Here is a 17929-nt window from a genome sequence, read left to right on the forward strand (position 1 = left end):
GTTGCATCCACGTTGCGGACGGGCAGCGGTGCTACCGGTCCTCGAAGCGGGATCAGCCGTCCGGGGCCGCCAACTCCGATTCGAGTGAGGCCAGACGGGCCCGGTTCGATGCCGTCGGCCGGGCCGTGACCAGTGCCCGCCACACGTCCGGGTCCTCTTCTCCCCATGGCGCATGGGCCCAGTCGGTCAGCAGGTCGGCGTCCGAACGGGCGATCAGTGCCGCGCGCAGGCCGTCGGCGAGGCGGCGCCTGAGCCGTACGACCGCCGGTGCCTGGGAGGCGGGCAGCAGCGGGCCCGCATAGGCGGCCAGGGCGGTGGTGACCGCGCCGGCCGCCAGCCGGCGTTCGACGGCGGCGATGTCCGACTCCATGGGTGCCGTGAGCCGGTAGGGGCGCGACGCGAGCAGTCCCGGGCCGAGCACCTGACGCAGCCGGGCGAGTTCCGCGCGCAGCGTCACCGGTGTCACCGACTCGTCCTCGTACAGGGCGCACAGCAGTTCGTCGCCGGTCAGGCCGTCGGGGCGCCGGGCCAGAAGGACGAGGATCTCGCTGTGCCGTCGGCTGAGCCGGATACTGCGGCCACCTGCCGTCAGCACGGCCCGGTCGCGGCCCAGTGCCGCCAGTCCGGGCCCACCGCTGTCCGGGCGCCTCGGGGCGAGCAGCGCCAGCTGGGATTCCGCTGCGCGTGCCACGGCCTGTACGAAGCCCAGGCTGTGCGGATGTGCGAGACCGTCCCCGCCGGTGATGTCCACGGCACCGAGCAGCCGCCCCGTGTGCGGATCGTGCACGGGGGCCGCCGCGCACGTCCACGACTGCACGCGCCGCACGAAGTGCTCGGCCGCGAACACCTGGACCGGACGGTCCACGGCGACCGCCGTGCCCGGCGCGTTCGTCCCGACCGCGCTCTCCGCCCACCGCGCGCCGGGCACGAAGTTCATCCGCCCCGCCTGTCGCAGCGTCGACGTGTGCCCCTCGACCCACAGCAGTCTCCCGTGCGCGTCGCACACCGCCAGCAGATGCCGGCCGTCGGAGGCGAACGTGCCCATCAGCTCCCGGAACAGCGGCATCACAGGAGCCAGCGGGTGCTCGGCGCGGCGGGCCCCGAGGTCACTGTCCGTCAGTTCGATGTCGGCGGTGCCGTCCGGGTGGACCCCGGCGCGTGCCGAGCGCCGCCACGACTCGGCGACCACGCCGCGCACCGGGGGCGGCACCGCGCCGGCCTCGGTGAAGGTCTCGTGCGCCCGGTGCAGCACGCGTACGCGCTCGGCGGGGTCGGCCCCCGGTTCCAGGGCTACCCAGGGTTCGGTCAACGTGGCCTCCCGCAGGGCGATGCGCTGGGGACATCGTCGCCCGGGGTGTACGTGGCGACAACCGTTTCGACGGGGGCGGTGGCCTCCTGCTGCCGTCGACCGGTTTTCCCGTACGCGTGTTCGCCGAACGGACGGCCGCAACCGGTTACGACCCTTGCCGGGCCGGCGACGTCCGAGGGTGCGCGGTTGCGGCGAGCGACGCTCAAGTCCTGTGGATCGGACTCGTGTTGACGCACGAAGGGCGTACCTTCCCGAGTGACCGGTCGAAAGTCACCGAGTAGACCGGCGTGCGTGACACCTGCCGGGACGGTGCCCGGAAAGCGATCCAGGACATCCACAACGCCGAGGACGACGCCTTGGATCCACCCGGTCGGCGGGCCCCTTCGCAGAGCGGCGGAGTCAGGGGGCGGACTCGCCCGGTGCCGGGGGCGGTCTGTGGGCGATGGTCCGCTCGAGCCTCCGGTCGGGGACCAGCCACATCAGCGCGACGCCGGCATAGATCGCCACCGCGAGCCAGTGGGTCAGGAAGGACAGGCCGATGCCGCTCGCATACAGCAGCGGCGAGACCTTGCCCTTCAGGTCCCTGCCCACGGCGGTGGCGAGCAGGGACTCTGCACCCTGGTCCCGGGTGATCGTCTTCTGCAGTGCGTAGTAGGCCAGGGCGGCGACGAGCAGGTCGATGCCGTACGCGGCCGTGGGGACGGCGGCGAAGTGGTTCTGGCCCATCCAGGCCGTGGTGAAGGGGATCAGGGAGAGCCAGAACAACAGGTGCAGGTTCGCCCACAGGATCAGCCCGTTCACCCGATCGGTCGCCTGCAGCATGTGGTGGTGGTTGTTCCAATAAATGCCGAGGTAGACGAAGCTGAGCACGTAGGTCAGCAGCACCGGGAGCGCGTCGTGCAGGGCCGCCCAAGTGGTGCCGTGCGGGGTGGGCAGCTCGAGCACCATGACCGTGATCAGGATGGCGATGACCCCATCGCTGAACGCTTCCATCCGCTCGGTCGGCATGAGCCGATGCTAATGGCGCACGGCTCCAGGCCGGTCGCGGCCGTCGGCCCTCGGGGCGTCATCATCCGGACCGCGTACGTGCAGCGGTGCCGGATATCCCGTCCGCGCCGGTCAGGCCGTGTTTCGGTACTCGTGGGTCACTCCGCCGAGGCGGTCGAGGGGGCGCCGGGCGGTACGCCCACGACCTCTCGGTGGCCGACGCACCGAGCCTGCCACCGTGAGGAGCCTCATGCGCCGGAGATCACGCTGCGTCGATGTCCGACCGGGGCCGGACCTCCACGATGAAGTCCGCATCCTCCATGTCGCCTGCCTCGTCGCGCCAGAGGAAGACCCGCACGTGCATCGCGTGATGGAGGCCGATCCTCTCCCACTCGGTCATCAGATCGCCGAGGATGCGGCCGATGGCGTACTTGGCGCCCTCGGTCGAGCGGGGGGCGGTGATCGCGCCCTGCCACCGTTCGGGGTCGCTGCCGTAGGGGCGCCAGCCCTCGGAGCCGTGCGGCTCGAACACCCGGTACGCCCAGTCCGTCTCGGTGTCCATAACACCGATCCTGTCACCGGGGAGCCCCGTGCGCCGCATCTGATGTGCCCCGGCTTACATGGAGTCGTTCACCCTCGTACCACGCGACCCACTGGAGAACGGTCCGCTCGACCTGGATGGACGAGGCCGGTGTCCTTCTTGTCGCACCGTGCCGACCGCCGAGAACGGGGAACGCGGTCACAGTGGGTTCGAAGCGACGAGGAGGAGGACATCATGAACCGCGACGAGGGGGGCGGCGGCAACAGCGCCTACGGCCGGAAGGCGTTCAAGCGGTCGAGGGCCCACTTCGCGGACCGGATCACCGCGGACGGCAGGGACGGGTGGCCGGTGGAGGCCGGGCGCTACCGGCTCGTCGTCAGCCGTGCCTGCCCGTGGGCCAGCCGGGCGCTGGTGTCCCGGCGACTGCTCGGTCTGGAGGACGCGCTGTCCCTGGCCGTCGCCGACCCGGTCCAGGACGACCGCAGCTGGCGCTTCACCCTGGACCCGGGCGGCCGTGATCCGGTTCTCGGCATCCGGTATCTGAGCGAGGCGTACGACCGGCGGGAGAGGGACTACCCGGGCGGGGTGAGTGTTCCCGCGATCGTGGAGGTGGCCGGCGGGCAACTGGTCACCAACGACTACCAGCAGATCACTCTCGACTTCGCCACCGAGTGGACGGCACTGCACCGCGCGGGCGCGCCCGACCTGTACCCCGAGAAGTGGCGCGACGAGATCGACGCGGTGATGGCGGAGGTGTTCGACGATGTGAACAACGGGGTGTACCGGGCGGGCTTCGCCACCGGTCAGCAGGAGTACGAGGTGGCGTGCGCGGGCGTGTTCCGACGGCTCGAACTCCTGGCGCGGCGGCTGGCGGGGCAGCGGTACCTCGTCGGCGACACGATCACGGAGGCGGACATCCGGCTGTTCACCACGCTGGTGCGGTTCGATGCCGTCTATCACGGCCACTTCAAGTGCAACCGCTGGAAACTGACGGAGAACCGGGTGCTGTGGGCGTACGTCCGCGATCTCTACCAGACACCCGGCTTCGGCGACACCGTCGACTTCGACCACATCAAACGGCACTACTACCAGGTGCACACCGGCATCAACCCGACCGGCATCGTGCCCCTCGGACCCGATCTGTCCGGCTGGTCGGCCCCTCATCACCGCGAGGACCTGGGCGGTCGGCCGTTCGGCGACGGGACGCCGCCCGGGCCGGTCCGCGCGGACGAGGAGACAGCCGAGCGGGGCCGCCCCTGACGCTCGGACCCGCCCGTGCACCGAACCGGTGCGAAGCGATTCGACTGCTCATACGGAACCGACGCGACCGATCCGGGAGATCCGGGAGATCCGGGAGATCCACGTGGTGAGGAAGAAGACCACGCCGACCGACCGGATGGGATGATCTTCTGATTGGTCATGCTGGGAGGGGCGGGCACTGACGCGTCTCCGGCAGGCGTCGAAACACTCCGCCCCGGCGGCCTGGATCCCTGGCAGCGCTTCGCCCCGCCCGGCCATGGCCTCACCTGTCGGTGATCGGGGAGAGCCATGCCGTGTCCTCCGGGCCCGGCACCTCGGGGCCGGGCCCGGGCAGCCGGCGGACCTCGCCCGTTCGCAGGGCGATCGTGGCCCGTGGCCGCATCGGTCCGTCGCCGCTGCGGGAGAGCAGGACGAGTTCCCAGACCGTCGCCGTCATCGCGTCGAGCCGGGTGGCACAGTCGGCGGTGACCCGCCGCGGGTCCCGGGTCCGGCCCAGGGACAGATGGGGGGTGAAACTCTCGGCGGGCCCGCGGCAGCGCGGGAACCGCTGCCGCAGCAGGCGGTGCAGGTCCGCCCACGGCGCCTTGCCCGCTGCCGCCGGGTCGAGCCACACGGTGAAGTACACCCGGTGCCGGAAGGTGTGCACCCCGTCCAGCCGGGCGGTGAAGACCGCCGTGCCGGCCGCCGCTTCGGCCAGCAGCGGGGCGGCCCGTTCGAAGTCGGACTCCGGCACGAAGCCGAAGAGCACATTGACGTGCGGCGGCCACCGGTGGATCTGCGGATCGTGCTCCCGGCGGATGTCCTGGATCGGCGGCCACAGCTCCGCAGGCGGGATCCAGGCCACCGCCGTGCGGGCCGTCGGGGGCACGTCGAGGACGTCGGCGGGCTCGCCGCTGCCGGGGCTCGTGTCGAAGCCCAGGTCCGCTTGCGGGTGCCGTACCCGGCCGGCGTCCGAGGTGTCGATGCGGTCCACACCGGTGGCCCGGTCCCAGAGCAGCTCGCCGTCCGCCTCGACGAACAGCACCCGGTGCCACGGGATGTCGCCGCCGGGTACGAACGAGGACAGCGGGACTCTCTTGGGGGCGGCACCGCGCTGGGCGATCCCCAGCACGAACCGGGCCGGGTCGAACCGCGGGTCCCAGCGAACCCGGTGATAGATCTCGTCGCTCGTACGCATCACGCCTCCTCTCCCGTCTTCGTGCCTTCTCTTCCTCCAGGGTGCCGCCCGTCCTGTCCTCGACGGTGGTTCCACTCGCACCGTCACTCATCAGACGCGAGGCGTGACGGTGCCGACGTACGACAAGACTGCCGACTCCTACCGAGCCGCCGTCACCCTCCTGCGAGTGGTCGAAGGGCGGGAAACACAGAGCCGGCGGCACGTCACCCGTCCACACGGGCGGTGTCCCGCCGGTCGGCGATTATTCGGTGGATCCGTTCTCCCCGAGTTCCTACAGTGACCGGACCCGACATCGTGACGAAAAGCGGATCATGCGTGTGCACTACCCCCGTACGCCCCATCTCCCGTGGTCGCCGGGGGCGGCGTCGGACGACATAAGAACCGGTGACCTGTCCGGGCTGCGCGGCCGCGAGGTCGTGGTCACCGAGAAACTCGACGGGGAGAACACCACCCTCTATACCGACGGGCTTCACGCCCGGTCGCTGGATTCCGCGCACCATCCCTCGCGGGCGTGGGTGAAGAGCCTGCAGGGACGGATCGGCGCGGAGATCCCGCATGGCTGGCGGGTGTGCGGCGAGAACCTCTTCGCGCGGCACTCGATCGCGTACGGAGACCTGGAGAGTTGGTTCTACGGGTTCTCCGTCTGGGACGGCGGCGACCGCTGCCTGGACTGGGACCGGACGGTCCGGTTCCTGCGGCGGCTGGGAGTTCCGGTGCCGCGAGTGCTGTGGCGGGGTGTATTCGACGAGCGTGCGCTGCGCGCGCTGCGGTTGGACACCGTGCGCCAGGAGGGCTACGTCGTACGCACCGTCGAGGGGTTCGGCCGGCAGGAGTTCGGGCAGCGGGTGGCCAAGTGGGTGCGCGAAAGACACGTTCGAACCGATACGCACTGGATGCACGCCGCTGTCGTGGAGAACGCTCTGGACCCGAACGCCGCACTGTGGGCGGTGCGTTCGGGGGCGGCCGCCGATGTGCCGTCCCTGTCGGCCGCGCTGGGCGTCGCCCCTGAGGACCCGGCCGCCGCCGAGGCCGCCGTCGCCGATGTGTCCGCGAGACTGGACGGGCTGGGCCGGTCCGGGGACGCACGGCTGGAGGGTGTCCTGGCCGCGATGCTCCACAGTACGCGCCGGGCGTGGCTCGGGCCCCGCCTCGCGGGGCCGCTGGGCATGCCGGGCGCCCGCCGCGTCGCAGACCTGGTCGGGCTGTCCCCAAGGCTTCAGTGCCCGTACCCGGACGGCGACCGCCGGACCGGCCTGGCACGCTTCGCTCTCGCCGCCGACCTGGGGGTGCTTCACGCGGTCGCAGGGGCGGTCGCGCACACCGCCGAGGCCCGCGAGCAGGTCGAATGGTCCGCGCTGCACGCCGAGGCGGCCGGGCTGCTCGGCGAATCGCCGCTGGAGCCGCTGCGGGCCGGGCTGCGGGACGCACTCGCCGGCCTCGGCTCCGCTGCCGCCGACCGGTGCTGGGCGGAGGCACGGGACGCGTTCGCCGAAGGGCGGATCTCCACCGTCGACGAGGCGGTGGCGGCGAGCTGGCGGTGGCGCTCCGGGGCGTTTCCCCGGCTGATCCATCTCGTCGGGCCGTCGGGCAGTGGGAAGAGCACCTTCGCCGGGAGTCTTCCCCGGACCGACTCGTGCGTCTCCCTCGACGATCTGCGCCAGGCCCGGGGTTCCCGGGCCGACCAGCGGGCCAACGGGGAGGTCCTGCGGGAGGGGCTGGGCCGACTCGACTCGGCGCTGGCCGGCGGCGGGACCGTGGTGTGGGACGCCACGTCCCTCAACCGGCACCAACGTTCTCTGGTGCACAGGGTGGCACGGCGCCGCGACGCCCTGGTCACTCACGTGGTCGCGCTGGTCGACGAGGAAGAGTTGGCACGGCGCAACAAGGGGCGTGCCCACCCGGTGCCGCCCGAGGTGCTCGCCTCGCAGCTGCACCGGTTCACCCCGCCCTACCCGGCTGAGGCCCACCGCACTTGGTACATCGGAGCGGGCGGGACCGTCGACGACACCGCAGGCGCGTTGGACGGCATCGTGGACGGAGGAGAGGCGTGATGCGTACGAGCGACGAGATCTATCACCGGGTTCGCTGGGACCCGCGGTTCGACCCGGCCCGGTTCGTGCTGGGGATCGCCCAGCGCGGTGCCGCCCCCAAGAGAGTCCCGCTGTCCTCGTTCGTACCCGGCGGCGACATCCCGTGGCACCGGGTGCTGTTCGTCGAGGCGGACGGCGAGCTGCTCTGGGACCGGGCCACCGGTGTGGACCGCATCGACACCTCGGACGCCGGCCGGGTACGGCACCCGCGCCTGCTGCGAGCGCCCTTCTTCACAGCCGGGACGCCCTACGTCTGGGAACCGGCAGGGGGATGGCGACCCGCGGACGGCGCACCCCGCACGACCGTGCCGAGCGCGGGAAGTCTGCGCGTACTCACCTGGAACACCCTGTGGGACCGGTACGACAGCGACCGCATCGACACCGCCCGGCGCCGCCCCCTGCTGCTCTCAGCCCTGGAGGACGCCGACGCGGACGTCATCGCGCTCCAGGAGGTCGAATCCGGTCTGCTCGCCATGCTGTTGCGGGCGCCCTGGGTCCGCGCCGATTACACCCTGGGCACCGCCCCGGGAGGAAAGGACGTCGAGGACAGCGGGCTGCTGCTGCTCAGCCGGCTGCCCGTACGGGAGGCGGGGCGGCACGAACTCGGACCGCACAAGGCCGTCACCGCCATCACCGTGGAGACCGGCTCCGGTCCACTCGTGGTGGCCACGACCCATCTGAGCAGTGACCACTCCCACGACGGCCCGGCCCGGCGGCAGGCTGAACTGGGCCGGCTCGCCGAGGGACTCGGCGGCGTGGACGGCGATCTGATCCTGGTCGGTGACTTCAACGACGGCGGCGACCAACCGGCCGCCGCGCTCGGGCTGCGGGACGCCTGGACGGAGGTCCACGGGCCCGGCGACCGGACGCCCACCTTCGACCCGGGCGTCAATCCGCTGGCCGCGGTGTCCTCACTGTCCGGCCGGGCCTCCCGGCTGGACCGGATCTTCCTGCGCGCGGGACGGCTGCGGGCGACCGGGGCATTCCTGCGGGGCGACTCTCCCACGACGGACGGGCTCTACGTCTCGGACCACTACGGCGTGGAGGCGGACCTCCAGCTGAGCGGTACGGAGCCCACGGACGTCCTCGACGCCCGGCCGACAGCCCGCACCGCGCTGGCGTGGATACCGCCCCAGGAGCTGTGGCCGGCCCTCCAGGGCATCCGCCGGGAGCACGATCCGCAGTTCCACCGGTGGCCGCCGCACGTCAATGTGCTCTTCGGCTTCGTGCCGGAGTCCGACTTCGAGCGGGCCGCCCCGCTGCTGGCCGAGGCGGCGGCCGGCACGGCGGTCTTCACCGCCCGGCTGGACGGGGTGCACACCTTCGGGCACCGGGACGACGCCACCGTCTGGCTCGACCCGGCGGCGGCCGACGCAGCACCGTGGGCAGGACTGCGCCGCGCTCTGGAGGAGCGCTTTCCGCGCTGCCGAGGGCGCTCCGAGGGCTTCACCCCCCATCTCACCCTGGGCCGGACGAGGGATCCGCAGCGCCTCGCCGCCGCATGCGCCGCCCGGCTCGACGGCATGCCGGCACGGGTCGAAGAGCTGGTCCTGCTCTCCCGCCGGGGCGACGAACCGATGCGTCCACGCGCCACGATCGCTCTCGGAACGGGCGACGTGCGGTGGCTGCCCGAAACCCCCGGACCCGCTGCCCCCGGACCCGCTGCCCCCGGACCCGCTGCCCCCGAGCCGACCGCGGAGAGCGAGGACCGGGCCGTCCTGGCGCGCAGGACGGCGCAGCGCATCTCCGCGGCGCTGGGTGACGGAGTCGTCCACGTCGTCGGATCACGGCGCATGGGCTGCGCCCTGGCCGGAGCGGACCTGGACCTGGTCGCGGCACTGCCGGGCAGCGCCGACCCGGCCGGCGTCCGGGCACGGGTGACCGCCGCGCTGCCGGACGCCACCCGGGTACGGCAGGTGACCGGCGCCCGGGTGCCGGGCCTGCGGCTGCGCACCGGTGATCTGGACGTCGACCTGGTCATCGTCGCCACCGGAACGCTCGACCCCGGCGAAGCAGTGGTCCGCCGCGCCGAGTTGGACGAGGGGGCGGCGATCGCCCTGAGTGCGGTGAGCGACGCGGACGCCGTACGGGCCGCGGTGGGCGACCGCCACACCGCTTTCACCCGGCTCGCCAGGCAGGTGAAAGCGTGGGCCGGGGCTCGCGGCCTCGACTCGGCTCCCTTCGGTGGACTGCCGGGCCTGGCCTGGTCGGTGCTGGCGGCCCGTACGACATGCGAGGCCACGGACCCGGCCGCTTCGGACCTGCTCCGTCACTTCTTCGGCACCTGGGCTGCCTGGGACTGGCGGGACCCGGTCGGCCTCACGTCCACCGGAACGGGGCCGGGCACGCCCGTGGCACTCATGACGCCCACCGCCCCCGTCCGCAACTGCACCGGACAGGTCGGCGCCGGCTTCCGGGACCTGCTGACCGATGAGCTCTACCGCGCCTGGACCGTCCTGGAAACGGCAGCGGAGGCGGGCACGGACCCCTGGCCCGAGCTGTTGTCGCCGCCCTCCCTGCACCGGCAGCACGCGGCCTGGGCGGTCCTGACCGTACGCCCGGGCCCTGCCGAGGAGTTCGAGGAGACTCTGGGGCGCGTCCGGGGGCGTCTGCGAGCGCTGCTCACCGCGCTGGAGGACTCCGGAACGGGGGATGCGTACGCCTGGCCCCGCCCGTTCGAGACCGGGCCGGCGTTCGCACGGTACGCGATCGGCCTCGGCCGTACCCCGCCCGACGCTGCCCGGCTCGCGGAAGTCTCCGCGGGGTGGGGCAGAGACCTGCGCGGGGTCGACGTCACGTGGGCGGAGTGCGGCACCGTACCGACCCTGCGCCGACCGGAGGGGTGACGCGTCAAGGAACGTCACCCCGGGCCGGATCCCGCGGTCTCGGGAGCCCGCCGGGATCTCCGGGATCTCCGGGACAGAGTGTCCGGCCCGCCGACCGGGGCTGCGGCCTCGTTCTCGCTCGCCGGTCGGTCAGCGCTCCAGGTCCCCGCGCATCTCGACGAAGAGCTTTCCCGCATCGGCGAGCGTGCTGTCCTCGAAGAGCGCGACGGCCGCCGTGCCCTCGTCGGCCCACCCGCAGATGACGTTGCCCTCCTCGCTCAGCGAGGCGAGCAGGCACTCCACCGAGCCACCGAGCGGCCCGGGCTCCACCGGCTGCGCCTCGGGCTGCCCCAGCTCCGGGTCCCACCGGATGTACTCGATCATGCCTCGGAACAGGTGCTCACGGCGCTTGCTGGTGTCCTCGGGTACGTGGTCGACGCCCTCGAACAGCACCGGCGCACCCTGCCCGCCCGGGTCCCCGTAGTTGCCGATGACCAGCGTCATGCCGTCCCGCATCTCGCCCGGGTCGACCGGGGCGTCCGTGAGGGCCCGGTCTCCCGTCAGCTTGTCCAGGCCGCCCGCTCGGGGGGCGTCCAGCAGGATGCGCGGACCGCTTTGCTCCACCGAAGGCGTCGGTGACGCGGATCCGGAGATCTGCCCGCTCGGGGGAGCATCGGGGTCGGGAAGGCCCGTGGCGTCCTCCCGGCAGCCGCTGACCGTCAGCATCGCCAACACCGCCACGGCCGTCAGGCCTGTTCTTGCCGCAGATGCGCGCTTCATGAAGACCCCCATTGTCGCTTCACTCATCGTGTCCCCCGCCGCTTTGAGTGGCGGTCGTGATCAGTGACGAGTCGTTCCGGCCCGATGGTTCCCGCCGCCGGACACGAGGACTTGCCGCCCGGGCGCGGTGTCGTCGTCTCCTGCGAGACGGTCCGCCGTCGGTGCACCGGGGCCAGGCAGGCCTGTGCCGACGCGCTGCGCCGCCGACGCCCCCGCCCGGCTGCATCCCCGCCCGGCGACACGTGGCACCTCGACGAGGTCTTCATCACGGTCAACGGCGAGCGGCAGTACCTGTGGCGGGCGGTGGACCGGCACGGGAACGTGCGGGACGTCCTCGTCCGGCCCAAGCGCGACACCCGTGCCGCGTGTGGTGGTCACCGCCAGGCTCCGCTCCCACGGAGCGGCCCACCGCCAGGTCGTGTCGGGGGACGAGCCGTGCGGTCAGTGGGGCCCGGGCCCACCGTTCGGCCCGCCCTCGACGGGCCGAACGGTGGCTGCGGGGTGTGCGGGGGTACGGCTCAGCAGCCGCCGCAGTTGTAGTACGTGACGTCCCAGTGGTTGCTCTCTTCGGCGTAGACGTTGCCGGAACCGGAACGCCACTGCCGGGCGCCGTCGCCGCGCACCCCGATGTAGGCGAAGTTGTTCTTGATGTAGTTCCCGAGGCACGTGTACTTGCTGTAGTCGAGCTTGTAGCCGTTCCAGTGCGAGTACGTCCCGGAGGCGTGGCCCGTCTCGGTGCCGCCGGTGACGTTCAGTGCGCAGCCGCTGGCCCGCTTGAGGGTCTGGGCGCCCTGGGCGGTGGCGAGGTTGAGCTGTTCGAACGACGTGCATGTCGAGATGTTGCGGTTCGAGCAGTTGCCGGAGGAGGACCAGGTGATGCCCACCTCGCGGAACATCGAGGTCGCGGTGGCGTGGCTGATCTTCGTGGCGGCGGACGCCTCGCCCGCCGTGCCGATGACGGCGGCGCCGGGGGCGACGACCAGAGCGAGAGCGATCAGGACCGAGCGGATCCTCGGGAATCTCAGAGCCTTCACGGCCTTCATGTGCAAACCTTCCTGCTGGGGGCCGGGTTTCCTTGGGGGGTGGCTGTGCAGGTGGTGCACGCAGATCATGGCGGATGTCTACGCGCGTCCGCCAGAGGGCGGCCGGTATCCGTCCGCGGGCACACGGGGAAGGCGCAGTGGGTTTGATCCGTTCGCCCGGGCCACCGGCTTGTCACACGCCCCTTCCCTTCCGCCTCCCGTGACAAGCCGCGCCGAAACAGGACAGGGGCGCACACCAGCACGGTGTGCCGTCCTGCTGACCGGTGAGAACGGCTGAAGGCGGCCTGTCCCCGTACCCTGGCGGCATGCGCGTGCGCCCCACTGTCAGCTGGTCCCCTGCCGAGGGCCTGTTGCCGGGCACCACAGATCTGGAGCCGGTCGCCGATGTGCTCTGAGCAGCGGCGGTGTGCTGGTGCTCAGCGGGGCGGGCATCTCCACGGAGTCGGGCATCCCCGACTACCGGAGCGAGGGCGGGAGCCTGAGCCGGCACACCCCGATGACCTACCAGGACTTCACCGCCGGCGCCCAGGCTCGGCGCCGGTACTGGGCGCGCAGCCACCTCGGCTGGCGCGCCTTCGGCCGCGCCCACCCCAACGCCGGACACCGGGCCGTGGCCGCGTTCGGGCGGCACGGCCTGCTCTCGGGTGTGATCACCCAGAACGTCGACGGCCTGCACCAGGCCGCCGGCAGCGAGGGCGTCGTGGAACTCCACGGAAGCCTGGGCCGGGTCGTCTGCCTTTCCTGCGGCACCTCCAGCCCACGCCGCGAACTCGCCCGGCGGCTGGAGGAGGCCAATGCGGGCTTCGAGCCGGTGGCCGCCGGAATCAACCCGGACGGCGACGCCGACCTCACCGACGAACAGGTCGGGGACTTCCGCGTGGTGCCCTGCGCGGTCTGTGGCGGCATCCTCAAGCCGGACGTGGTGTTCTTCGGCGAGACCGTTCCGCCGCGGCGGGTCGAGCACTGCCGCCAGATGGTCCGTGAGGCAGCCTCGCTGCTGGTCCTGGGCTCCTCGCTGACGGTGATGTCCGGGCTCCGGTTCGTCCGCCAGGCGGCCCAGGCCGGGAAGCCGGTACTGATCGTCAACCGGGACCCGACCCGGGGCGACCGGCACGCCCTCACCCGGGTCACACTCCCCCTGGGAACGGCTCTCACCACCGTGGCCGGCCGGCTGAGCATCCCCGTCGAGGGCCGGGCGACGGCCTCCGGGTGAGGTCGTGACGATGGTGGAACATCACCGGGGTTCCACCGCACCAGTGTGATGCGCCCGGCACGCGAGAACAGCTCCTGGGGGCATCGGCGCATCCACGGTCAGCCGCCACGCTGGGCGTCGAGGTCGTCGCTTCCACCGTCTGGGAGATTCTCCGCGAGCACGGCATCCCGCCTGCCCCCGAACATGAGAGCACGACCTGGGCCGACTTCCTGCGCAGCCAGGAGGACGCGCTGCTCGCCTGCGACTTCTTCGAGACCCGCACCCTGACCGGGTGCGCCTGTACGTCTTCGCCGTCATCGAGCACACCACCCGCGGGATCCGGATCCCGGGCGCCACCGCACACCTCACCGCGGACTGGGTGGTGCAGCTCGGACGCAACCTCGCCCTGGACCTGGAGGACGCGGGCAGCAAGGCCAGGTTCTTGATCCGCGACCGGGATTCGAGGTTCACGCAGGGCTTCGACGCGGTGTCGGCCGATGCCGGGCTGGAGGTCGTCCTCAACGGCATCCGGATGCCGAGAATGAACTCGATCATGGAACGGTGGATCCAGACCTGCCGACGAGATCGACTCGGCGGCACCCTCCACGCGTACCACCACTCCGCTTGACCAGGGCGGATGATGATTCGGCACCCGCCACCACACGCACTGATCACCGCCCGCCGACCGGGTCCGAATCCTGGACCGCGAGTGACTCCGGCCTGCCCTGAAACGGCTCTGCGCAAGGCTCGGGGCGACGATGCGGAAGTACGGCTCTCCCGTCATATCCTTAAGCGCTAAATCATTGACCCCTTAGGTAACGCCACCTGGGGTCGCGGCAACTCTGCCGGCTCCCGCACTGCGCGCGGAAGGATTTCCATGTCGACCGTGGCCACGGAAAAAAACCTGGGCCTGGGCTCCATTGCCGCGAGACTCGAACGGCTGCCGCACTCGCGGTGGCACGTCAAGGTCCGCTTCCTGATCGGCGCCGTCACCTTCTTCGAGGGGTTCGACCTACTGCTCGCTGCCTCCGCACTGCCCGTCCTGACCGAGCAGTGGAACCTCTCCACCGGTCAGGCGACCTTCGCCGTCACCGCCGCCTCGGTCGGCATGCTGTTCGGCGCGTTCGGCGCCGGCTGGCTCGGCGACAAGATCGGCCGGGTGCGCACCGTCGCCCTCGGCGTGCTGATCACCGGCCTCGCCAGCATCGCGGTGGCCGGCTCCGCCGACATCGAGATGTTCGCCGGCTTCCGCTTCGTCCAGGGCATCGGCATCGGCGGCGTGGTGCCCATCGCCGCCACCTACATCAACGAGATCGCCCGCTCCGACAACCGCGGCAGGCTGGTGCTGCTCTACGAGTTGATCTTCCCCGCCGGTCTCTCGGCGGCTTCCCTGACCGCCGTCTGGGTCGTCCCCCACCTCGGCTGGCAGGCGATGTTCCTGATCGGCGGCCTGCCGGTGCTGCTGGCGCTGCTCCTGGTCCGCAAGGTGCCCGAGTCGCCCCGCTGGCTGGCCTCCCAGGGACGCCTGGAGGAAGCCGAGGAGGTCATCACCCGGATCGAGGCCGAGGTCCGGGCCTCGGCCAAGCAGCCGCTGCCACAGCCCTCCCTGGACATCCCGGCCGAGGAGTCCCGCGGCCGCCTGCGCGAGATCTTCCAGGGCCGCTACCTGCGTCGCACCGTCATCCTGTCGACCATGTGGTTCGTGGCCTACTACGTGAACCACGGCATCATCACCTGGCTGCCGTCGCTCTACACCAAGCAGTTCGGGCTGGACCTCACCGCCGCGCTGACCTACTCCCTGATCAGCAACGCCACCGGTCTGCTGGGCACGCTGATCGCCGCGCTGGTGGTCGACCGCATAGGCCGCAAGCCGCTGCTGCTCACCTCGCTGATCGGCACCACGGCCGCGCTGGCCGCGCTCGCCGTGGCCGGCGCCACCTCCGGCGGTCAGGTCGCGCTCTTCGCCTCCTGCGCCACCTTCTTCGTCTTCGTCATCAACGCCTCGCTCTACCTCTACTCGCCGGAGCTGTACCCGACGCGCAACCGCGCCAAGGGCGCCGCGTTCGGCGGTGTGTGGAACCGCCTCGGTGTGATCCTCGGCCCGATCACGGTCGGCGCGATCATCGCTTCCGGAGCGAGCCTCGACGTCATCTTCATCCAGCTGGCGGTCGTCGCCTCGGTGGGCGCGATCGTCGCCTGCTTCGCGGTGGAGACCAAGGGCAGGACGCTCGAGGAGCTCAACGCCTGACGGCTGCCGCGCGCACCCTGCAGCCCGCTGCTCTCCCCCGACGGCAGGAGGGCCGGAGGTCCCCGATTTCCGGGGTCCTCCGGCCCTTCTCGCATCGGGGCGCCCGCCCGAAACCATGAAGGGAACAGTTTTCATCCGTAAGGAATTACCAGGAGGAGACCGCTGTGGCCGGCAGGGTTCAGAGCAGCACGGACGCCGACGCGGTGTCACACATCATCGAGGAGTGGCACCGGCAGCGGCCGGATCTCGACCCGTCCCCCCATCGAAGTGCTGGGACGCCTGCACCGGTCCTTCCTGTTGTACCAGTCACGGACGAGCAGACCTCTGGCCGCGGCGGGGCTGTCGCCGGCCGGGTTCGATGTGCTGGCTGCGCTGCGGCGGTCCGGGGAACCGTACCGTCTGACGGCGGGTGAGCTGGCGGCGACAAGCCTGATCTCGTCCGCCGGCGTGACGCTGCGACTGGACCGGCTGGAGGGCGAGGGGCTGATCGTCCGGGAACGGGACGTGAAGGACCGCCGGGTGGTGCACTGCCGGCTCACCCCGGCGGGGCTCAAGCTGATCGACTCCCTGTTCGCGGAGCACCTGGAGAACGAGCGGTCCATGCTGGCGGGGCTGAAGCCGAAGGAGCGGGCGCAACTGGCCGCACTGCTGCAGAAGCTGGAGCGCAGCTTGGGATCGACGGCGGACTCCACGGCGGGCGTCGTCACGTTGGTGGGATGTTGAGCGGTTGAGGGCACGTCAGGGCGTGGAGGGGGCGGGCGGGCCTGGGGCACACTGCGGTGGGCACGGCGGCAGCACCGGTGATCCGGTCCCCGATCGCGAAGCGGATGGCCGTCTCGGCACGGTGGTCGAGTGCGGTCAACAGGTGGCGGCGTGGCCGGAAGTGGGGTGAGATGCCGCTGAACGCGGACAGGAACCGCTGGGCTGCCGGGGGTGCCGCCGGACCCCTCATGCCCGCCCACCCCGCCGCCGGAGGGCTGTCCTCACGCACCCGTCACGGACCGTAGCGGCGAGGCGCCGGAACTCCTTGACCACCCCCTCGCCCCGGGCTCCGGCAGGGGTGGTCAAGGGGTTCCGCCGGCGTCTCGCTCCGCTGCACCACTGCCGTCCGTGACCACCCGTGCGGAACGGGCGGGCGCCCGGCACGGCGCTCCCGGGGCGCCCCACCCCAGCCGCTAACCAACCCGGCGTTCCGGACAGAACCGATCAGACAACGGACCCTGCCTGTGGCGGGCCGTCGACCAGGGCGGGAACGTGCTCCACATCCTCGTGCAGAGCCGCCGGGACAAAGCCGCGGCCAGGCGTTTCTTCCGCAGGCTGATGAAGACGACATGTTCGGTGCCCCGGGTGGCCGTCACGGACGAGCTGTGCTCCTACGGCGCCGCCCACCGAGAGGTCATGCCCTTGGTCGAGCACCGCTGTCACAAGGGCCTGAACACGGACCAGAACCGCAAGCCCCCACGGCCCGACACACCGTCAGACGCCCACAAATCCAACAACGTGACAACGCTGCCCTTGCCGAACACCTCATCCGTGCTGGTCAGGCCGCATGCTGGTACTCGTGGAGGGTGCCGCCGAGCCGCGCTCGTCGTCGTACGTGTCGTACGTCCAGACGGGCGATCCGGTCCGGATCCTCGATCGGAGCGGGCAGCGGGTGGAGGGGGCGGGCGTTCGCAAGAGCCTGGTGCGGCCTGTGCTCGCCGTGGCCTGTGCTCGCCGTGGAACGTCTCGAACCAGGATTTCCCAGACCGTGGATGCTGCCACCTTCACTCCGAGCACGAGCAGTTCACCGTGCGGGAGCCGGTAGCCCCGACTTGGATTTTCCCTGGCCAAGTGCGGTACGAATGCTCGGATCGAGTGCACGGTGCGGGCCGGCCCCCGCGCTTCGGCTCGGACCGGGCAGCGTGTCGGCGGGCGATACGCCGCGCCCACCGCCGCCGCGCGACAGCGGCGACTCGACCGGTCACGGCCGGCACCCCGAAAACCGCTCCCACCTGCATGGACGAGTATTCGGCAAGGGCGACCCGGTGCCGAGGCCGTTGCGACCGAATCCCCCGGCATCGACGACTCCTCGTGTCGCGCTGCGTAACCGATTCGAGTGGCACCCCGCCGGTGGACGGCAGAGACTGGAGTGTGATGGTTCTGCGAGTGCTCAAGGAGCTTGCATGCCGGAGAAGTCTGCCGAGTCCCTGACGGATGTGCCGGATGGATCTGGAGCCGCCAAGCACAGGACGCACGCCCCGCCGGAAGGAGACAGTCCGTCGGCGGGCACGGAAAAGGACCTCGCCGAGGTACTCGCCGGCGTCGTGGGCGTCGAGCAGGTGTCGGTCGACGCTAATTTCTTCGACGACCTCGGCGCCAATTCATTGGTGATGGCACAATTCTGCGCACGTGTCAGGAAACGAGCGGATCTACCGTCAGTCTCGATCAAGGACGTCTACCGGCACCGGACGATCCGCGGCCTGGCGACGGCACTC

12 protein-coding genes and 6 pseudogenes are annotated in these 17929 nt (G+C 71.4%); 10 read left to right on the forward strand and 8 right to left on the reverse strand.

Going from position 1 to position 17929, the window contains the following annotated elements; genetic code table 11:
• Positions 1-52 precede the first annotated feature (52 nt).
• From JL475_RS23470 to JL475_RS23480, 3 genes are all read right to left on the reverse strand, one after another.
• Positions 53-1309 (reverse strand): GAF domain-containing protein, encoded by a 1257-nt coding sequence (locus JL475_RS23470; RefSeq protein WP_202279811.1) that lies wholly within the window; start codon positions 1307-1309, stop codon positions 53-55.
• A gap of 399 nt (positions 1310-1708) precedes the next feature.
• Complete coding sequence (locus JL475_RS23475) at positions 1709-2317, reverse strand: TMEM175 family protein (protein ID WP_202279813.1); 609 nt, start codon at positions 2315-2317, stop codon at positions 1709-1711.
• 241 nt (positions 2318-2558) lie between these two features.
• Positions 2559-2858, reverse strand: a complete 300-nt coding sequence (locus tag JL475_RS23480) for a hypothetical protein (protein WP_202279815.1) — start codon at positions 2856-2858, stop codon at positions 2559-2561.
• A gap of 213 nt (positions 2859-3071) precedes the next feature.
• Here JL475_RS23480 and JL475_RS23485 point away from each other — a divergent pair, with 213 nt between their 5' ends.
• Entirely contained in the window at positions 3072-4097 is a 1026-nt protein-coding gene (locus JL475_RS23485; RefSeq protein ID WP_202279817.1) for a glutathione S-transferase family protein, read from the forward strand.
• Positions 4098-4359: 262 nt separating this feature from the next.
• Here the strand turns inward: JL475_RS23485 and JL475_RS23490 are convergent, their stop codons facing one another.
• Positions 4360-5274 (reverse strand): RNA repair domain-containing protein, encoded by a 915-nt coding sequence (locus tag JL475_RS23490; protein WP_202279819.1) that lies wholly within the window; start codon positions 5272-5274, stop codon positions 4360-4362.
• Positions 5275-5585: 311 nt separating this feature from the next.
• On the opposite strand from JL475_RS23490, the gene JL475_RS23495 reads away from it, so the two are divergent.
• Both JL475_RS23495 and JL475_RS23500 read left to right on the forward strand, forming a co-directional pair.
• On the forward strand, positions 5586-7325 hold the full coding sequence (locus tag JL475_RS23495; protein WP_202279821.1) for an RNA ligase family protein: 1740 nt from the start codon (positions 5586-5588) through the stop codon (positions 7323-7325).
• The gene (locus JL475_RS23500) at positions 7325-10210 is read left to right on the forward strand and encodes a poly(A) polymerase (RefSeq protein ID WP_202279823.1); all 2886 of its coding nucleotides are present in this window, start codon (positions 7325-7327) and stop codon (positions 10208-10210) included. Before JL475_RS23495 ends, JL475_RS23500 begins: the two co-directional genes overlap by 1 nt.
• A gap of 129 nt (positions 10211-10339) precedes the next feature.
• Here JL475_RS23500 and JL475_RS23505 read toward each other — a convergent pair whose 3' ends face one another.
• Positions 10340-10969, reverse strand: coding sequence for a hypothetical protein (locus tag JL475_RS23505; protein WP_237408051.1), 630 nt, complete (start codon positions 10967-10969; stop codon positions 10340-10342).
• An 84-nt stretch (positions 10970-11053) separates the two neighbouring features.
• On the opposite strand from JL475_RS23505, the gene JL475_RS23510 reads away from it, so the two are divergent.
• On the forward strand, positions 11054-11509 hold the full coding sequence (locus JL475_RS23510; RefSeq protein ID WP_307825132.1) for a DDE-type integrase/transposase/recombinase: 456 nt from the start codon (positions 11054-11056) through the stop codon (positions 11507-11509).
• On the opposite strand, the gene JL475_RS23515 is transcribed toward JL475_RS23510, so the two are convergent.
• Positions 11488-12012, reverse strand: coding sequence for a hypothetical protein (locus JL475_RS23515; RefSeq protein WP_202279827.1), 525 nt, complete (start codon positions 12010-12012; stop codon positions 11488-11490). The two genes, JL475_RS23510 and JL475_RS23515, sit on opposite strands and share 22 nt — an antisense overlap.
• A 305-nt stretch (positions 12013-12317) precedes the next feature.
• Here JL475_RS23515 and JL475_RS23520 point away from each other — a divergent pair.
• From JL475_RS23520 to JL475_RS23535, 4 genes and pseudogenes are all read left to right on the forward strand, one after another.
• Positions 12318-13225 (forward strand): annotated as a pseudogene (locus JL475_RS23520) (NAD-dependent protein deacetylase).
• 45 nt (positions 13226-13270) lie between these two features.
• A pseudogene (locus JL475_RS23525) lies at positions 13271-13808 on the forward strand (integrase); the annotation flags it as partial.
• Positions 13809-14081: 273 nt separating this feature from the next.
• Positions 14082-15452, forward strand: a complete 1371-nt coding sequence (locus tag JL475_RS23530; RefSeq protein WP_202279829.1) for an MFS transporter — start codon at positions 14082-14084, stop codon at positions 15450-15452.
• A gap of 164 nt (positions 15453-15616) precedes the next feature.
• A pseudogene (locus JL475_RS23535) lies at positions 15617-16175 on the forward strand (MarR family winged helix-turn-helix transcriptional regulator).
• A 67-nt stretch (positions 16176-16242) separates the two neighbouring features.
• On the opposite strand, the pseudogene JL475_RS40200 reads toward JL475_RS23535, so the two are convergent.
• Positions 16243-16377 (reverse strand): annotated as a pseudogene (locus JL475_RS40200) (IS6 family transposase); the annotation flags it as partial.
• Positions 16378-16676: 299 nt separating this feature from the next.
• On the opposite strand from JL475_RS40200, the pseudogene JL475_RS23540 reads away from it, so the two are divergent.
• Positions 16677-16889, forward strand: a pseudogene (locus JL475_RS23540) (DDE-type integrase/transposase/recombinase); the annotation flags it as partial.
• Positions 16890-16992: 103 nt separating this feature from the next.
• On the opposite strand, the pseudogene JL475_RS40205 reads toward JL475_RS23540, so the two are convergent.
• Positions 16993-17386: pseudogene (locus JL475_RS40205) on the reverse strand (hypothetical protein); the annotation flags it as partial.
• A gap of 231 nt (positions 17387-17617) precedes the next feature.
• On the opposite strand from JL475_RS40205, the gene JL475_RS23545 reads away from it, so the two are divergent.
• A partial coding sequence (locus tag JL475_RS23545) for an acyl carrier protein (RefSeq protein ID WP_237408053.1) occupies positions 17618-17929 on the forward strand: 312 nt, incomplete at its 3' end.

It is taken from the genome of Streptomyces sp. M2CJ-2, from assembly GCF_016757295.1.
Classification (GTDB): Bacteria; Actinomycetota; Actinomycetes; order Streptomycetales; family Streptomycetaceae; genus Streptomyces.

What these genes read in the sequence shown, in the direction of transcription:
- JL475_RS23495 (WP_202279821.1), top strand. Translation starts at nt 5,586, where the DNA reads ATGCGTGTGCACTACCCCCGTACGCCCCATCTCCCGTGGTCGCCGGGG.
- JL475_RS23510 (WP_307825132.1), top strand. Translation starts at nt 11,054, where the DNA reads ATGGTTCCCGCCGCCGGACACGAGGACTTGCCGCCCGGGCGCGGTGTC.
- JL475_RS23475 (WP_202279813.1), bottom strand. Translation starts at nt 2,317, where the DNA reads ATGCCGACCGAGCGGATGGAAGCGTTCAGCGATGGGGTCATCGCCATC.
- JL475_RS23490 (WP_202279819.1), bottom strand. Translation starts at nt 5,274, where the DNA reads ATGCGTACGAGCGACGAGATCTATCACCGGGTTCGCTGGGACCCGCGG.
- JL475_RS23500 (WP_202279823.1), top strand. Translation starts at nt 7,325, where the DNA reads ATGCGTACGAGCGACGAGATCTATCACCGGGTTCGCTGGGACCCGCGG.
- JL475_RS23485 (WP_202279817.1), top strand. Translation starts at nt 3,072, where the DNA reads ATGAACCGCGACGAGGGGGGCGGCGGCAACAGCGCCTACGGCCGGAAG.
- JL475_RS23505 (WP_237408051.1), bottom strand. Translation starts at nt 10,969, where the DNA reads ATGAAGCGCGCATCTGCGGCAAGAACAGGCCTGACGGCCGTGGCGGTG.
- JL475_RS23530 (WP_202279829.1), top strand. Translation starts at nt 14,082, where the DNA reads ATGTCGACCGTGGCCACGGAAAAAAACCTGGGCCTGGGCTCCATTGCC.
- JL475_RS23515 (WP_202279827.1), bottom strand. Translation starts at nt 12,012, where the DNA reads ATGAAGGCCGTGAAGGCTCTGAGATTCCCGAGGATCCGCTCGGTCCTG.
- JL475_RS23480 (WP_202279815.1), bottom strand. Translation starts at nt 2,858, where the DNA reads ATGGACACCGAGACGGACTGGGCGTACCGGGTGTTCGAGCCGCACGGC.